General features: G+C 59.7%; 16 protein-coding genes. 13 read left to right on the top strand and 3 right to left on the bottom strand.

Annotated features, from left to right (window positions below; translation table 11 throughout):
- The first annotated feature begins 5 nt into the window (after positions 1–5).
- From lptM to AC6I79_RS19065, 8 genes are all read left to right on the top strand, one after another.
- Positions 6–212, top strand: a complete 207-nt coding sequence (gene lptM / locus AC6I79_RS19100) for an LPS translocon maturation chaperone LptM (protein ID WP_022548017.1) — start codon at positions 6–8, stop codon at positions 210–212.
- Positions 213–241: 29 nt separating this feature from the next.
- On the top strand, positions 242–1,066 hold the full coding sequence (gene dapF / locus AC6I79_RS19095; protein ID WP_031279612.1) for a diaminopimelate epimerase: 825 nt from the start codon (positions 242–244) through the stop codon (positions 1,064–1,066).
- Positions 1,063–1,767, top strand: coding sequence for a DUF484 domain-containing protein (locus tag AC6I79_RS19090; RefSeq protein WP_021506972.1), 705 nt, complete (start codon positions 1,063–1,065; stop codon positions 1,765–1,767). The genes dapF and AC6I79_RS19090 overlap by 4 nt, the downstream gene beginning before the upstream one ends.
- Complete coding sequence (xerC, locus tag AC6I79_RS19085) at positions 1,764–2,675, top strand: tyrosine recombinase XerC (protein WP_021506971.1); 912 nt, start codon at positions 1,764–1,766, stop codon at positions 2,673–2,675. The genes AC6I79_RS19090 and xerC overlap by 4 nt, the downstream gene beginning before the upstream one ends.
- The gene (gene yigB, locus AC6I79_RS19080) at positions 2,672–3,388 is read left to right on the top strand and encodes a 5-amino-6-(5-phospho-D-ribitylamino)uracil phosphatase YigB (RefSeq protein WP_159378062.1); all 717 of its coding nucleotides are present in this window, start codon (positions 2,672–2,674) and stop codon (positions 3,386–3,388) included. Before xerC ends, yigB begins: the two co-directional genes overlap by 4 nt.
- Positions 3,389–3,561: 173 nt before the next feature.
- A complete protein-coding gene (gene uvrD, locus AC6I79_RS19075; RefSeq protein WP_021506969.1) occupies positions 3,562–5,724 on the top strand; it encodes a DNA helicase II in 2,163 nt (720 codons plus the stop codon).
- Between the two features lie 321 nt (positions 5,725–6,045).
- Positions 6,046–6,999 (top strand): magnesium/cobalt transporter CorA, encoded by a 954-nt coding sequence (gene corA, locus AC6I79_RS19070; RefSeq protein ID WP_010617090.1) that lies wholly within the window; start codon positions 6,046–6,048, stop codon positions 6,997–6,999.
- Between the two features lie 231 nt (positions 7,000–7,230).
- Positions 7,231–8,283, top strand: coding sequence for an AbrB family transcriptional regulator (locus AC6I79_RS19065; RefSeq protein WP_159378063.1), 1,053 nt, complete (start codon positions 7,231–7,233; stop codon positions 8,281–8,283).
- Here AC6I79_RS19065 and rarD read toward each other — a convergent pair.
- Both rarD and AC6I79_RS19055 read right to left on the bottom strand, forming a co-directional pair.
- On the bottom strand, positions 8,254–9,153 hold the full coding sequence (gene rarD / locus AC6I79_RS19060) for an EamA family transporter RarD (protein WP_058771068.1): 900 nt from the start codon (positions 9,151–9,153) through the stop codon (positions 8,254–8,256). The two genes, AC6I79_RS19065 and rarD, sit on opposite strands and share 30 nt — an antisense overlap.
- 42 nt (positions 9,154–9,195) lie before the next feature.
- Entirely contained in the window at positions 9,196–9,666 is a 471-nt protein-coding gene (locus AC6I79_RS19055; RefSeq protein WP_031279610.1) for a thioesterase family protein, read from the bottom strand.
- A 164-nt stretch (positions 9,667–9,830) separates the two neighbouring features.
- Here AC6I79_RS19055 and pldA point away from each other — a divergent pair, with 164 nt between their 5' ends.
- From pldA to rhtC, 3 genes are read left to right on the top strand one after another with little or no spacing between them, the layout of a single operon-like run.
- Entirely contained in the window at positions 9,831–10,709 is an 879-nt protein-coding gene (gene pldA, locus AC6I79_RS19050; RefSeq protein ID WP_021506965.1) for a phospholipase A, read from the top strand.
- Between the two features lie 20 nt (positions 10,710–10,729).
- Positions 10,730–12,553 (top strand): ATP-dependent DNA helicase RecQ, encoded by a 1,824-nt coding sequence (gene recQ, locus AC6I79_RS19045; RefSeq protein ID WP_058758115.1) that lies wholly within the window; start codon positions 10,730–10,732, stop codon positions 12,551–12,553.
- A gap of 12 nt (positions 12,554–12,565) precedes the next feature.
- A complete protein-coding gene (gene rhtC, locus AC6I79_RS19040) occupies positions 12,566–13,189 on the top strand; it encodes a threonine export protein RhtC (RefSeq protein ID WP_021506963.1) in 624 nt (207 codons plus the stop codon).
- Between the two features lie 81 nt (positions 13,190–13,270).
- Here the strand turns inward: rhtC and rhtB are convergent, their stop codons facing one another.
- Entirely contained in the window at positions 13,271–13,894 is a 624-nt protein-coding gene (gene rhtB, locus AC6I79_RS19035; RefSeq protein ID WP_021506962.1) for a homoserine/homoserine lactone efflux protein, read from the bottom strand.
- A 103-nt stretch (positions 13,895–13,997) separates the two neighbouring features.
- Between rhtB and pldB the strand changes: the two genes are divergently transcribed.
- A complete protein-coding gene (pldB, locus tag AC6I79_RS19030; protein WP_159378064.1) occupies positions 13,998–14,993 on the top strand; it encodes a lysophospholipase L2 in 996 nt (331 codons plus the stop codon).
- Between the two features lie 32 nt (positions 14,994–15,025).
- On the top strand, positions 15,026–15,826 hold the full coding sequence (gene yigL / locus AC6I79_RS19025) for a sugar/pyridoxal phosphate phosphatase YigL (RefSeq protein WP_058758117.1): 801 nt from the start codon (positions 15,026–15,028) through the stop codon (positions 15,824–15,826).
- Positions 15,827–15,833 lie beyond the last annotated feature (7 nt).

Raw genomic sequence — 15,833 nt, 5'->3', positions numbered from 1 at the left:
ACAGAATGATACGAGTGATGAGCCAGCTGGGTATGGCGCTGGCACTGGTCAGCCTGGTAGGCTGTGGCCTGAAAGGACCGCTGTATTTCCCGCCCAACGATCGGCCGCAACAGAAAAATCAGCCGGTGACTGAGCAGCAGCAGAAAGCGGCACAGGATGCGGATACCAGCGGCCTGGTCACCAGCAAACCGGCTGGCGTGCAGGCGAATTAAACCCGATGAGTCATCCGGCGGAGCAGAAAATGCAGTTCTCGAAAATGCACGGTCTCGGTAACGACTTTATGGTCGTCGATGCCGTGACGCAAAACGTCTTTTTTTCGCCGGAACTGATTCGCCGCCTGGCGGATCGGCATCTGGGGATCGGCTTCGATCAGTTGCTGATCGTCGAGCCACCTTACGATCCGGATCTCGATTTCCACTACCGCATCTTCAACGCTGACGGCAGCGAAGTGGCACAGTGCGGCAACGGCGCGCGCTGTTTTGCCCGCTTTGTTCGCCTCAAAGGGCTGACCAATAAAAGCGACATTCGCGTCAGCACCCAGACCGGCCGCATGGTACTGAGCGTCACCAGCGATGAGCTGGTACGCGTTAACATGGGCGAGCCCAACTTTGACCCGCAGCAGGTGCCGCTGCGCGCTAACAAGGCGGAAAACCTCTATCTGCAGCGCGTGGCCGAGCAGACCGTGATGTTTGGCGCGGTATCAATGGGCAATCCACACTGCGTGATTCAGGTTGAAAGCGTGAAAACCGCCGCGGTGGAGACGCTCGGTCCGGCACTGGAGAGCCATGAGCGCTTTCCCGAGCGCGTGAACGTCGGCTTTATGGAAGTGGTCAATCCGGAACACATCCGTCTGCGCGTGTATGAACGCGGCGCGGGCGAAACCCAGGCGTGTGGCAGCGGCGCCTGCGCCGCAGTGGCCTGCGGCATTCAGCAGGGCATTCTGGCGGAGAAAGTGCGCGTCGATCTGCCCGGTGGCACGCTGCATATCGCCTGGAAAGGGGCCGGTCAGCCGCTGTTTATGACCGGGCCAGCCACACACGTCTATGATGGGTTTATTCATCTATGAAAAATATCGAAGAGCAGACCGACAGCGCGGTTTTGCTGGACGATCAGGCGGTGAGCGCCTGGCTGCGTCACAACCCCGATTTCTTTATTCGCAATGCGCGCCAGGTTGAGCAAATGATGGTGCCGCATCCGGTGCGCGGCAGCGTATCGCTGGTGGAGTGGCATATGGCGCGTCAGCGCAACCACATCCAGCAGCTGGAAGAGGAGATTACGCTGCTGATGGAGCAGGCAACCGCCAATCATCAGCTGTTCGATCGCCTGCTGGCGTTGCAGAGCCATCTCGCGGCGGCCGATAGCCTGCAGGAGATGCTGACGCGCCTGCATCGCTGGGCGCGCGAGCTTGGCCTGGCGGGCGCTAATGTGCGGCTGTTCAGCGACCGCTGGCGCATCGGCGCACCCTCCGATTTCACCCAGCTTGGTCTGTCACGCCAGGCGTTTGAGCCGCTGCGCATCCAGCGCTTTGGTCAGCAGCATCACTACCTTGGCAGCCTGAACGGACCGGAGCTGCTGCTGCTGCTGCCGCAGGCGAAAGCCGTCGGATCGGTGGCGATGTCGCTGATGGGCGAGCAGGGCGATCTCGGCGTACTGATCTTCAGCAGCCGCGACAACCAGCACTATCAGGCGGGCATGGGCACGCTGCTGCTGCAGCACCTGGCACAAATGCTGCCCGACCTGCTGTCTCGCTGGGTGGAGCGTGCATGAGCAGCGCCAGCCCGCTGTTGCCGGCCGTTGAGGGCTTTCTGCGCTATCTGAAAGTCGAACGCCAGCTCAGCCCGCTGACGCAAAAGAATTACCAGCGCCAGCTGCAGGCGCTTATCGCCATGGCGGATGACATGCACATTACCGCGTGGTCGCAGCTGGAACCGGCACAGGTGCGCAGTCTGGCGGCGCGCAGCCGGCGCGGCGGTCTCGGTGCCAGTAGCCTGGCCCTGCGCATGTCGGCGCTGCGCAGCTTTCTCGACTGGCAGGTCAGCCAGGGCATGCTGAGCGCCAATCCGGCGAAAGGCATCGCCACGCCGCGCAACGCACGGCATCTGCCAAAAAATATGGATGTCGACGAAGTCAGCCAGCTGCTGGAGATCGACCTCGACGATCCGCTGGCGGTGCGCGACCGCGCCATGCTGGAAACCATGTACGGCGGCGGTTTACGTCTCGCTGAGCTGGTGGGCATCGACTGTCGTCATCTGGACCTGGAGAGCGGTGAAGTCTGGGTGCGCGGTAAAGGCAGCAAAGAGCGCCGCGTGCCGATTGGCGGCACCGCCGTCACCTGGCTGCAGCACTGGCTGCCGTTACGCAACAGCTTCGCGCCGCAGGATGATGCGGTTTTTGTGTCGACGCGCGGCAGCCGTATTTCGGCGCGCAATGTGCAGAAACGCTTCGCCGAATGGGGCATTAAGCAGGGCGTCGCCAGCCATATCCACCCGCATAAGCTGCGCCACTCGTTTGCTACCCATCTGCTGGAATCGAGCGGCGATCTGCGCGCGGTGCAGGAGCTGCTCGGCCACGCCAACCTCTCGACCACGCAAATCTATACCCACCTGGATTTCCAGCATCTGGCGTCGGTATACGATGCGGCACACCCGCGTGCCAAACGAGGAAAGTCTGAATGAAGTTTTATCGCCCGCTGGGCCCGATCAAAGCCATCACCTTCGATCTTGACGATACGCTGTATGACAACTATCCGGTGATCCGTAAAACCACGGCGGAATCGCACGCTGCACTGCAGGCGTATCACCCGGCGCTGCGCGAGTTTACGCCGGAAGATTATCAGGCGCTGCGCGATGAACTGCTGCTGCGTGAGCCGGAAATTTATCACGATGTCTCTGAGTGGCGTCGCCGCTCGGTAGAGCTGGCGCTGCTCAACGCCGGACTGCCGGCCGCGCAAGCCAGCGCAGGTGCCCGCGACGTGATGAGCGTGTTTCATCAGTGGCGCAGTGCGGTGGAGATGCCAGAAGAGACGCATCAGACGCTGGCCTGGCTCGGCGAGCGCGTGCCGCTGGTGGCGATCACCAACGGCAACGCCGATCCGCAAAAGCTCGGCATTGATCACTACTTCCAGTTCGCGCTGCGCGCCGGTCCGCACGGGCGCGCCAAGCCGTGGCAGGATATGTACCATCTGACCGCCGAACGGTTGGGCATTGCGCCGCAGCATATTCTGCACGTCGGCGATGACCTGACCAACGACGTCGCCGGTGCGCTGCGCGCCGGTCTGCAGGCGTGCTGGATCAACCTGCGTGACGGCAATCTGATGAAGATTGATGACGCGCGCCTGCTGCCACACGTGGAAATTCATCAGTTGGCATCGCTGACCTCGCTGCTATAATGGCTGTAAATTTATCCAGTCGTATTCTGTATTCTGCAACGCGCGGCCGTGCAGGCTGTGTGTCACCAGCCTGATCGCTTAGCTGATTACGCCCTCGCAGATATTTGCCCTTGCCGCCTGGCGGCAACGCGAACGGTGCAGGATACGCATCCTACTTGCTTAAAACGGTGCTTATGGACGTTTCCGATCTGCTTAACGGCTTGAATGACAAACAGCGCGAAGCGGTCGCCGCGCCGCGCAGCAATCTGCTGGTGCTGGCCGGAGCAGGCAGCGGTAAAACCCGCGTGCTGGTGCATCGCATCGCCTGGCTGTTGTCGGTAGAGAACTGCTCGCCTTACTCAATCATGGCGGTGACCTTCACCAACAAGGCGGCGGCGGAGATGCGCCACCGTATCGACCAGCTGATCGGTACCAGCCAGGGCGGCATGTGGATTGGTACCTTCCACGGCCTGGCGCACCGTTTACTGCGCGCGCACCACCTGGATGCCGGGCTGCCGCAGGATTTCCAAATCCTCGACAGCGAAGATCAGCTGCGTCTGCTCAAGCGCCTGATCAAAGCCATGAACCTCGACGAGAAACAGTGGCCGGCGCGTCAGGGCATGTGGTACATCAACGGCAAAAAGGACGAAGGGCTGCGGCCTAAGCACATCGAAAGCTACGGCAACCCGGTGGAGCAGACGTGGCTGCGTATCTATCAGGCGTACCAGGAAGCCTGCGATCGCGCCGGGCTGGTCGACTTCGCCGAACTGCTGCTGCGGGCGCATGAGTTGTGGCTCAACAAGCCGCAGATTCTCAATCACTACCGTGAGCGCTTCAGCAATATTCTGGTGGACGAATTCCAGGACACCAACAACATTCAGTACGCGTGGATTCGCATGCTGGCAGGCGACAGCGGCCGGGTCATCATCGTTGGCGATGACGATCAGTCCATTTACGGCTGGCGCGGCGCGCAGGTGGAGAACATCCAGCGTTTCCTGCAGGATTTCCCAGGCGCGGAAACCATCCGTCTTGAGCAGAACTATCGCTCCACCAATAACATTCTGAAAGCAGCCAACGCCCTGATTGCCAACAACAATGGCCGTCTGGGGAAAGAGCTGTGGACCGACGGCAGCGACGGCGAAAAGATTTCGCTGTATTGCGCGTTCAACGAGCTGGATGAAGCGCGTTTTGTCGTCAATCGCATCAAAACCTGGCATGAAAACGGCAACGCGCTGCAGGATTGCGCCATTCTCTACCGCAGCAACGCCCAGTCGCGCGTGCTGGAAGAGGCGCTGCTGCAGGGCAGTATGCCGTACCGCATTTACGGCGGCATGCGCTTCTTCGAGCGCCAGGAGATCAAAGATGCGCTGGCCTATCTGCGGCTGCTGGCCAACCGCAACGACGATGCGGCATTCGAGCGCGTGGTCAACACGCCGGTGCGCGGCGTTGGCGATCGCACGCTCGACGTGGTGCGCCAGACCGCGCGTGAGCAGCAGCTGACGCTGTGGCAGGCCACGCGCGCACTGCTGCAATCCAAAGCGCTGGCTGGCCGTGCTGCCTCAGCACTGCAGCGCTTCTGCGAGCTGGTGGATGCGCTGGCGACGGAAACCGCTGAGCTGCCGCTGCACGTACAGACCGATCGGGTGATTAAAGACTCCGGTCTGTGGCTGATGTACGAGCAGGAAAAGGGCGAAAAAGGCCAGGCGCGTATCGAAAACTTAGAGGAACTGGTCACTGCCACGCGCCAGTTCAGCTATCAGGACGAAGACGAAGATCTGATGCCGCTGCAGGCGTTTCTGTCGCACGCGGCGCTGGAAGCTGGCGAAGGCCAGGCGGACAAGTGGCAGGATGCAGTGCAGCTGATGACGCTGCACTCGGCGAAAGGGCTGGAGTTCAGCCAGGTGTTTATCGTCGGCATGGAAGAGGGCATGTTCCCGAGCCAGATGTCGCTGGACGAAGGCGGCCGGCTGGAGGAGGAGCGTCGCCTGGCGTATGTCGGCGTGACGCGTGCGATGGAGAAGCTGACGCTCACCTACGCCGAAACCCGTCGCCTTTATGGTAAGGAAGTGTATCACCGGCCATCGCGCTTCATTGGTGAACTGCCGGAAGAGTGCGTGGAAGAGGTGCGGCTGCGCGCCAGCGTGAGCCGGCCGGTGAGTCATCAGCGCATGGGCACACCGGTGGCGAAGAGCGACAGCGGCTTCGCGCTCGGGCAGCGCGTGCGCCACGCTAAGTTCGGCGAAGGCACCATTATCAATCTGGAAGGCAGCGGCGAGCACAGCCGTCTGCAGGTGGCCTTCCAGGGCCAGGGCATCAAGTGGCTGGTGGCGGCTTACGCCCGGCTGGAAACCGTGTAGCGCGGTTGCGCTACCTTGACGACTTTTTCGTCTCAGCGTAACATGCGCGCACTATTATCATGAGAGGACAATGCCTTGGACGCGCCCAGTCGATGCTGGCTCTATACCCTGGTTAACAGGGACAATTTCTAAGGCTACCTCTTTAACGCGGGTAGCCTTAGCGGTTATCAGCGACCTCCCTTTTTGATCCCGTCGCACGAGTCAGCACTGATTTACCCTTGAAGCGAAAGTTTCCGCGTTCAGGCTTTGCCGTGCCCGTGGTGCCAGCAGCACTGCGGTTCACCGCCTTGTCCCATGTCGTCTGCAATGGGGAGTATTGCTATGCTGAGCGCATTTAAACTGGAGCGCGATCGCCTGACGCGCATCGAGCTGGAAGACAACAACGACAAACTCAACACCTCGGTGTGGGTCGATCTGATCGAGCCGGACGACAGCGAGCGTGAGCGCGTGCAGTCGGAACTGGGGCAGAGCCTGGCAACGCGCCCCGAGCTGGAGGACATTGAGGCCTCGGCGCGTTTCTTCGAAGACGAAGACGGCCTGCACATCCACTCCTTTTTCTTTTTTGAAGATGCTGAAGACCACGCTGGCAACTCCACCGTGGCGTTTACCATCCGTGAAGATCGCCTGTACACATTGCGCGAGCGTGAGCTGCCGGCGTTCCGCCTGTACCGCATGCGCGCGCGCAATCAGCAACTGACCGACGGCAACGCCTACGAGCTGCTGCTCGATCTGTTCGAAACCAAAATCGAGCAGCTGGCGGATGAGATCGAGAACATCTATAGCGCGCTGGAAAAACTCAGCCGCGTGATCATGGAAGGGCAGCAGGGCGAAGAGTACGACGACGCGCTATCGCGCCTGGCGGAGCTGGAGGATATCGGCTGGAAAGTACGCCTGTGTCTGATGGATACCCAGCGTGCGCTGAACTTCCTGGTGCGTAAAGCGCGGCTGCCGGGCAATCAGCTGGAGCAGGCGCGCGAGATCCTGCGCGACATCGAATCGCTGCTGCCGCACAACGAATCGCTGTTCCAGAAGGTTAACTTCCTGATGCAGGCGGCGATGGGCTTTATTAACATCGAGCAGAACCGCATTATCAAAATCTTCTCGGTGGTGTCCGTGGTGTTCCTGCCGCCGACGCTGGTGGCCTCCAGCTACGGTATGAACTTTGAGTTTATGCCGGAGCTGAAGTGGAGCTTTGGTTATCCCGGCGCGATTGGCCTGATGATTCTCGCCGGGCTGGCGCCGTATCTCTATTTCAAACGGAAGAACTGGCTGTAATCGCACAGCATTGCATCATCGCACAGAACCGTAGCGGCGCGATTCATCGCGCTTTGTCTAACGGATGCTCAGCATATTGCGCCGTGGCATTCGCGTTATTAATACGCAAACCTGAGCGCAATAAATTGCGCCGCTACAACAGCGTGCGGTCTTTTGCTGGCGCCTTACCCCTGACGCGCCAGCGCTAATCTGCTAACCTGTTGCCTCAACTCACTTTCTGATTTCCACCTTATGGCGCGTTTCTCTTTGCGGCAGCAGTGGGCGCTGCTGCTGACGGCTTCGCTGGTGCTGGGCTGCCTGCTCCAGCTATTGCACCTGCCGGCTGCACTGCTACTCGGTCCGATGATTGTCGGTACCATTATGGGTCTGAGCGGCGCAACCGTGCGCATCGACAAACGGCTGTTCGTGCTGGCGCAGGCGGTGCTGGGCTGCATGATCGGCCAGAGCCTGTCACCGGCGATCCTCGCGCCGCTGCTTGATGACTGGCCGGTGGTGCTGGCGGTGCTGCTGCTGACGCTGGCGGCCAGCGGGCTGTCTGGTTTTCTGCTGGTGCGCTTTAGCTCGCTGCCGGGACCCACCGGCGCGTGGGGGTCGTCGCCGGGTGGTGCGTCCGCAATGGTGGCGATGGCGGGCGATTTTGGCGCCGACGTGCGGCTGGTGGCGTTCATGCAATATCTGCGCGTACTGTTTGTTGCCACCGCCGCGGCCGTGGTGGCCCGCATCGGCCTCGGCAGCAGCGGGGCAGCGGCCCACATCGTCTGGCTGCCGCCGCTGCACAGTGGCTTCGCGCTGACGCTGCTGGTGATGGTGGCGGGTGCGTGGCTGGGGCAGAAACTGCGTATTCCGTCCGGCGCGCTGCTGCTGCCGGCGCTGATGGGTACCACGCTGCACGGAACAGGTGTCGCGACGCTGCAGGTGCCGGAGTGGCTGCTGGCACTGGCCTATGCGCTGATCGGCTGGAGCGTTGGCCTGCGCTTTACCCGGCCGATCTTTTTGCTGGCGCTGCGCACGCTACCGCAAATGATCGCCTCGATTATCGGCCTGATGCTGTTGTGCGGGGGGCTGGCGTGGATGCTGACGCGCGTGCTGCACGTCGATCTGATGACCGCTTATCTGGCAACCAGTCCGGGCGGGCTGGATACGGTGGCGATTATTGCTGCTGGCAGCCGGGTCGATATTGCGTTTGTTATGGCGCTGCAGACGCTGCGTCTGTTTACCATTCTGCTCACCGGCCCGGCGATGGCCCGTTTTATCTCACGCTATGCGCACGCGCGTGCGGGCTGAAAACAGCAGCGCGTCCAGAATGAAGATCGCCAGCGCCAGCCAGATGAAGCCGAAGGTCACCATTTTATCCGGCGTCAGGCTCTCACCGTAAAACAGCACCGCCAGCAGGAACATCAGCGTCGGCCCGAGGTACTGAAAGAAACCGACCGTCGACAGGCGCAGGCGCGCGCAGGCGGCGGCAAACAGCATTAGCGGAATGGTGGTAATGATGCCGGCGGCGATCAGCTTGAGGTTCAGGCTGAGCGGATTAGCGCTGAGGTGGCTGGTGGCGCTGTCAGCAAAGCCAAACAGATAGATGGCCGCCAGCGGGAACAGCCACGCGGTTTCAATCAGCATACCGCTCTGTGCATCAACCTGAATCTTCTTGCGCACCAGCCCGTACAGCGCAAAGCTCAGCGCCAGACCGAGACCGATGATCGGCAGCGAACCGAACTGCCACAGCTGTACCAGCACGCCGGTGGCCGCCAGCAGCACCGCTAGCCACTGCAGACGGCGGAAGCGCTCACGCAGAAACAGCATGCCAAACACCACGTTAATCAGTGGGTTGATAAAGTAGCCGAGGCTGGCCTCCAGCATATGCTGATTATTCACCGCCCAGATAAACAGCAGCCAGTTGCCGCCGATGGTCAGTGCGGTCAGCGCCAGCAGCAGCACTTTTTTCGGCTGGGCCAGCACGCTGCGCACCTGACGCCAGCTGCGGCTCAGGGTAATCAGTCCCAGCATAAACAGGGCCGACCAAATCACACGGTGGGTCATAATTTCTGTCGGAGGCACTTCTTTGACCAGCTTGAAGTAGGCCGGTGCGATGCCCCAGATAAAGTAAGCGCCCAGCGCATAAAAAATGCCCTGACGCGTTTGTTGCGTATCCATCATCTATTCCAGAAAGCGGCGAGTGTGGCAGGCCGCGCGAAGTTAACCAATAAGATAGGTCGCAGTCGCAGTGGCGATGTAATCGCCCTGCTGATTGTGCAATTCGACGCGCGCAACCGCGACTTTATTCCCGGCGCGCAGCAGGCTGCTGGTGGCGACAAAGCGCTCGCCGCGGCCCGGGCGCAGGTAGTCGACGCGCATATCAATGGTGCCCATGCGCGACAAGCGCTGACGCAGCTCCTCTTCGCTGATGCTCTGCTGGCGCGACAGCGCATGGCTGACGCACACCAGCCCGGCGGCAACATCCAGCACTGAGGCAATCACGCCACCGTGCAGAATCTGCTGCGCGGCATTACCCACCAGCATGGTTTTATTGGCAAAGCCGAGTTCGGCGTAATCGGCTTCAAGGCGATCCAGCTCAAGGCCCAGTGCCTGATTAAACGGCATGTGATAGACAAAAATTTCGCCAATCAGCCGGCGCGCTTCCTGCTGTGTCAGCATCGGGGATGACATTTTTCCTGCCTTAAGATGTTAAAGAATTGTGTATATTATGCCGCGTTCGCGCCGCTTTCCAGTTTCAGAAATCCGCGCTAATCAACCACCGGGTTTGCGTGTAGAATGGCGTGCTTTTTGAACCGTCGCCCGACGATAACTTTTGCAGCGCTCTGGAGAATTCTATGCGTAAGCAGTACGCCTTGCTGGCCGCGGCATTTATGGTCCCTGCGCTGGCGCAGGCCGATGAAGCCACCGTGAAAGAGGTTCATGACGCACCAGCAGTGAAGGGCAGTATTATCGCTAACCTGCTGGAAAAACACGATAACCCATTCGTGCTTTATCCCTATGAAAATAACTATCTGCTTTACACCTACACCAGCGACATGAATAAAGAGGCGATTTCCTCTTACAACTGGGCAGACAAAGCGAAAAAGGATGAAGTAAAATTCCAGCTCAGCCTGGCGTTTCCGCTGTGGCGCGGCATTTTGGGTGACAACTCGGTGCTGGCCGCGTCGTATACTCAGCGCTCCTGGTGGCAGCTGTCGAACCGGGGGGCTTCATCACCGTTTCGTGAAACCAACTATGAGCCGCAGATTTTTCTCGGCTGGGCCACCGACTATTCGCTGGGCGGCTGGACATTACGCGACGTCGAGCTGGGTCTGAATCATCAGTCAAATGGCCGCAGCGATCCCACGTCACGCAGCTGGAACCGCGCTTACGCCCGTCTGATGGCGGAGAACGGCAACTTCCTGGCGGAAATCAAACCCTGGTATCGTCTGCCGGAAAGTGCCAGCAACGACGATAACCCGGACATCACCAAGTACATGGGCTACTACCGCGCGAAGCTGGGCTATATGCTCGGCGACAGCATTTTCAGCGTGGAAGGCAACTACAACTGGAATAGCGGCTACGGCGGTGCAACCTTCGCGTGGAGCTATCCGATTTCTGAACACGTGCGCTTTTACACGCAGCTGTTCAGCGGTTATGGTGAATCCCTTATTGACTATAACCATCGCCAGACGCGTCTTGGCGTCGGCGTAACGCTTAACGATCTGTTCTAACCAGTCAAAACAGGATTACCGTGGCAACATCGGCAGTGCTTAATCAGGAAATGCTGGCGCAGCAGGTATTACAGGATACCTTCGGCTATCAGCAGTTCCGTCCGGGTCAGCAAACCATCATCGAAACCGCGCTGTCAGGGCGCGACTGCCTGGTGGTGATGCCGACCGGCGGCGGCAAATCGCTGTGCTATCAAATCCCGGCGCTGGTGCGCGAAGGGCTGACGCTGGTGGTTTCGCCGCTGATTTCACTGATGAAAGATCAGGTCGATCAGCTGCTGGCGAACGGCGTGGCGGCGGCGTGCCTTAACTCGACGCAGACGCGTGAGCAGCAGCAGCAGGTGTTTGCGGACTGCCGCAGCGGCAAACTGCGGCTGCTGTACATCGCGCCGGAACGTCTGATGATGGATAACTTCCTCGACACCCTGCAGCACTGGAATCCGGTGATGCTGGCCGTCGATGAAGCGCACTGTATTTCGCAGTGGGGCCACGATTTCCGTCCGGAATATGGCGCGCTCGGTCAGCTGCGCCAGCGCATTCCGCAGCTGCCGGTGATGGCGCTGACCGCCACCGCCGATGAAGCCACGCGTAACGACATCGTGCATCTGCTGCAGATGCACGATCCGCTGATTCAGATCAGCAGTTTTGACCGTCCCAACATTCGCTACACGCTGGTGGAGAAGTTCAAGCCTACCGAGCAGCTGCTGCGCTATGTGCAGGATCAGCGCGGCAAAAGCGGCATCATCTACTGTAACAGCCGCGCCAAAGTGGAAGACACCGCTGCGCGTCTGCAGAGTCGCGGCATCAGCGTTGGCGCTTATCATGCCGGCATCGACAGCGAGCAGCGCGCACGCGTGCAGGAAGCGTTTCAGCGTGACGATTTGCAAATCGTGGTCGCGACCGTGGCGTTCGGCATGGGCATCAACAAACCCAACGTGCGTTTTGTGGTGCACTTCGACATTCCGCGCAATATCGAATCCTACTATCAGGAGACCGGCCGCGCCGGGCGTGATGGCCTGCCGGCCGAAGCGATGATGCTGTACGATCCGGCTGACATGGCTTGGCTGCGTAAGTGTCTGGAAGAGAAAGCGCCCGGGCCGCTGCAGGATATTGAACGCCACAAACTCAACGCCATGGGCGCGTTTGCCGAGGCGCAAACCTGCCGTCGTCTGGTGCTGCTTAACTACTTTGGTGAAGGTCGCCAGCAGCCGTGCGGCAACTGCGATATCTGCCTCGATCCGCCGCGGCGCTATGACGGCCTGGTCGAAGCGCAAAAAGCGCTGTCGGGCATTTATCGTACCGGGCAGCGTTTTGGGATGAGCTATATTGTTGAAGTTTTGCGCGGCTCAACCAACCAGCGCATCCGCGATAACGGCCACGACAAACTGCCGGTGTACGGCCTCGGGCGCGAGCAGAGTCAGGAGCACTGGGTCAGCGTGCTGCGCCAGCTGATCCATCTGGGCATGGTGACGCAAAACATCGCCATGCACTCGGCGCTGCAGCTCACCGAGGCCGCGCGCCCGGTGCTGCGCGCTGAAGTGCCGCTGATGCTGGCGGTACCGCGTACCGTGACGGTGAAAAGCCGCAGCAGCGCGCCAAAAGTCTACGGCGGCAATTACGATCGCAAGCTGTTCGCCAAGCTGCGTAAGCTGCGTAAAGCCATCGCCGACGAAGAGAATATTCCGCCTTACGTGGTGTTTAACGACGCCACGCTGATTGAAATGGCAGAACAAATGCCGGTCAGCGCTTCAGAGATGCTGAGCGTGAACGGGGTCGGTCATCGCAAACTGGAGCGCTTCGGTAAGCCGTTCCTGCTGATGATCAAAGAACATCTTGATGAAGAATAAGGGAAATAAACCATGCTGATGTTATTTGCCACCGTCGCGCTGGTGCATCTGGTTGCGCTGATGAGTCCGGGACCGGACTTCTTTTTTGTCTCACAGACCGCCGCCAGCCGCTCGCGCAAAGAGGCGATGATGGGCGTGCTCGGCATTACGCTGGGGATTGTGATTTGGGCCGGTGTCGCGCTGATGGGCCTGCATCTGATTCTGGAGAAAATGGCGTGGCTGCATGAAATCATCATGGTCGGTGGCGGGCTGTATCTGCTGTGGATGGGCTGGCAGCTGCTGCGCTCAGCGCGTCAGCGTCACAAGCAACCTCATACGGAAGCGCCGGTGGTTGAGCTGCCAAAGCGTGGCATGAGCTTCCTCAAAGGGTTTCTCACCAACCTGTCTAACCCGAAAGCCATCATCTACTTCGGCAGTGTGTTTTCACTGTTCGTGGGTAACGATGTGGGCGCGATTGAGCGCTGGGGCCTGTTCCTGTTGATCGTCGGTGAAACCTTTGCCTGGTTTACCCTGGTGGCGGCGATTTTTGCCCTGCCGTGGATGCGCGATAAGTATCAGCGGATGGCGAAGTGGGTGGACGGTATGGCGGGCGTGCTGTTTGCCGGGTTTGGTATTCACCTCATCATCTCCCGATAAGATCCCGAACCGTAGCGGCGCAATTTTTTGCGCGTTTCAACTGGGCGCGATAAAGCGTGCCGCTACGATCAATGCCAATCGTTACGCCATTTTACGTGCGCTGGCCAGCAGTGCGCCGACCGCCATAAACAAGCCACCAAACACCCGATTCAGCAGTTTCATCTGCTTCGGACCTTTGATCCAGCCAGCAATGCGCGTCGCCAGCGTGGCGTAACCAATCATCACAATGATGTCGACCACGATGGTGGTCACGCCGAGCACCAGATACTGCATCAGCTGCGGCTGGTGCGGCACGATAAACTGCGGAAACAGCGCGGCGAGAAACACAATGCTCTTCGGATTGGTGAGATTCACCAGCAGCGCGCGCTGAAACAGACGACGACGCGGCATCGCTTTGGCCACCGCATTGAGATCGATTCCGCCCGCTGAGCGCCACTGCTGAATGCCAAGCCACACCAGATAGGCCGCGCCCGCCCATTTCAGTACCTCAAACGCCAGCACCGACTGCGAAAACAGCGCGCCCAGACCGGCGCCCACCAGCACAATATGCACGGCGAGACCCAGCTGTAATCCGGTAATTGAGGCTGCCGCACCGCGATAGCCGTGGCTGATGCCGGTGCTCATGGTGTTGATCGCGCCGGAACCGGGCGAGAGGCTGAGGATAGTCGTGGTTAACAGGTAGGTTAACCACCATTCAATGGTCATGGGTGACATTCCCTGAAGAGAGTGAAGTGTGACACAATACGCCAGAAAATCGCGCTGCGCTATTAAGTGCAGAGCCGCGTTTGACGTTTTTTCAGGGGGACGGATGCAGCAGCATAAACAGAGTTGGCTCGGACGTGAGCACGCTTTTTCAGCCTTTGCTACCGGTCCGCTGCTCGACTTCTGGCGTCAGCGTGAAGAGTGTGAATTCAGCGGCGTGGGCAATCTGACCATTCGCTATGTGCGCTTCACCTCACCGCAACACCGGCGTGTCATCCTGATTGTGCCCGGACGCATTGAAAGCTACATCAAATACCCCGAGCTGGCCTATGACCTGTTCCACTGCGGCTACGATGTGGTGATTATCGACCATCGCGGTCAGGGGCGTTCAGATCGGCTGCTGGCCGATTCGCATCGCGGACACGTGGTGGAGTTCAGCGATTATGTCGACGATCTGGAAACGCTGTATCTGAAAGAGATCGTCAGCCATCACTATCAGCAGCGCTACGTGCTGGCGCACTCGATGGGCGGCGCAATTGTGGCGCTGTTCCTGGCGCGTCAGCCGCAGGCCTTCCACGCGGCGGTGTTTTGTGCGCCGATGTTTGGTATCGTGCTGCCGCTGCCGCCGTTTCTGGCGCGCCGCATTCTCGACTGGGCGGAAAAGCTGCCCGCGCTGCGCGACGGCTACGCGCTGGGCACCGGACGCTGGCGCGCCAGCCCGTTTGGCATTAACCGGCTGACGCACAGTCGCGAACGCTATCGTCGCAATCTGCGCTTTTACGCTGACGATCCGGCGATTCGCGTCGGCGGCCCTACCTATCACTGGGTGCGGGAAGGGATTCAGGCCGGACGCCATATCCTTAATCAGGTGGCGCAGATTACGACACCGATTCTGCTGCTGCAGGCCAGTGAAGACGACGTGGTGGATAACCGCGCGCAGGATCTGTTCTGTGAAGCCATGGCGGCAGCGGGACATGCGGTGGAAGGCACCACGCCTTACATCATTCAGGGCGCGCGTCACGAGATCCTGTTTGAAACAGACGCCATGCGCGCCGAAGCGCTCAATGCGATGGTCGACTTTTATCAGCGCCACCGTGACTAATGTATTCTTAGACATCAATACCAGAGGCCTACATGTACCACATCGTTGCATCCGACCTGGATGGCACGCTGCTTTCTCCGCAACATCGTCTGACGCCGTTTGCCCGCACCACGCTGCAGGAACTGGTGGCGCGCGATGTGCATTTTATCTTTGCCACCGGACGCCACTACATCGACGTCGGTCAGATGCGCGATAAGCTCGGCATTCCGGCGTATATGATCACCTCAAACGGCGCGCGCGTGCATAATGCCGACGGCGAACTGGTGTTCAGCCACAATCTGGACAGCGATATCGCCAGCGAGCTGTATGGCCTGAAGTATCACGATGAGAAAATCCTGACGCACGTTTACCGCGACGATGAGTGGCACATCAGCCGCCATAATCCGCAGGAAGCGGAGTTTTTCCAGGAATCGGTGTTCACCTATCAGGTGTATCAGCCCGGCATGCTGGCCACCGACGGCATCAGCAAAGTGTTCTTCACCTGCGACGATCCGGAGCATCTGGTTCCGCTGGAACAGGCGATTGAAGCGCGCTGGGGTGACCGGGTTAACGTCAGTTTCTCGCTGCCCACCTGTCTGGAAGTGATGGCTGGCGGCGTCTCGAAAGGGCACGCGCTGGAAGCGGTGGCGAAACAGCTTGGCTATTCGCTGAAAGAGTGCATCGCGTTTGGCGACGGCATGAATGATGTCGAGATGCTGAGTATGGCGGGCAAAGGCTGCATCATGCGTAACGCCCATCAGCGCCTGAAAGATACCCTGCCGACGCTGGAAGTGATTGGCAGCAACGCCGATGACGCGGTGCCGCAGACGCTGCGCAAATTGTTCCTCGCCTGAATAAAAC

The sequence above is a fragment of the gamma proteobacterium symbiont of Scutellera amethystina genome (genome assembly GCF_059730845.1).
The sequence above is the reverse complement of the archived record's forward strand: the minus strand, read 5'-3'. Positions and strand labels throughout refer to the sequence as shown.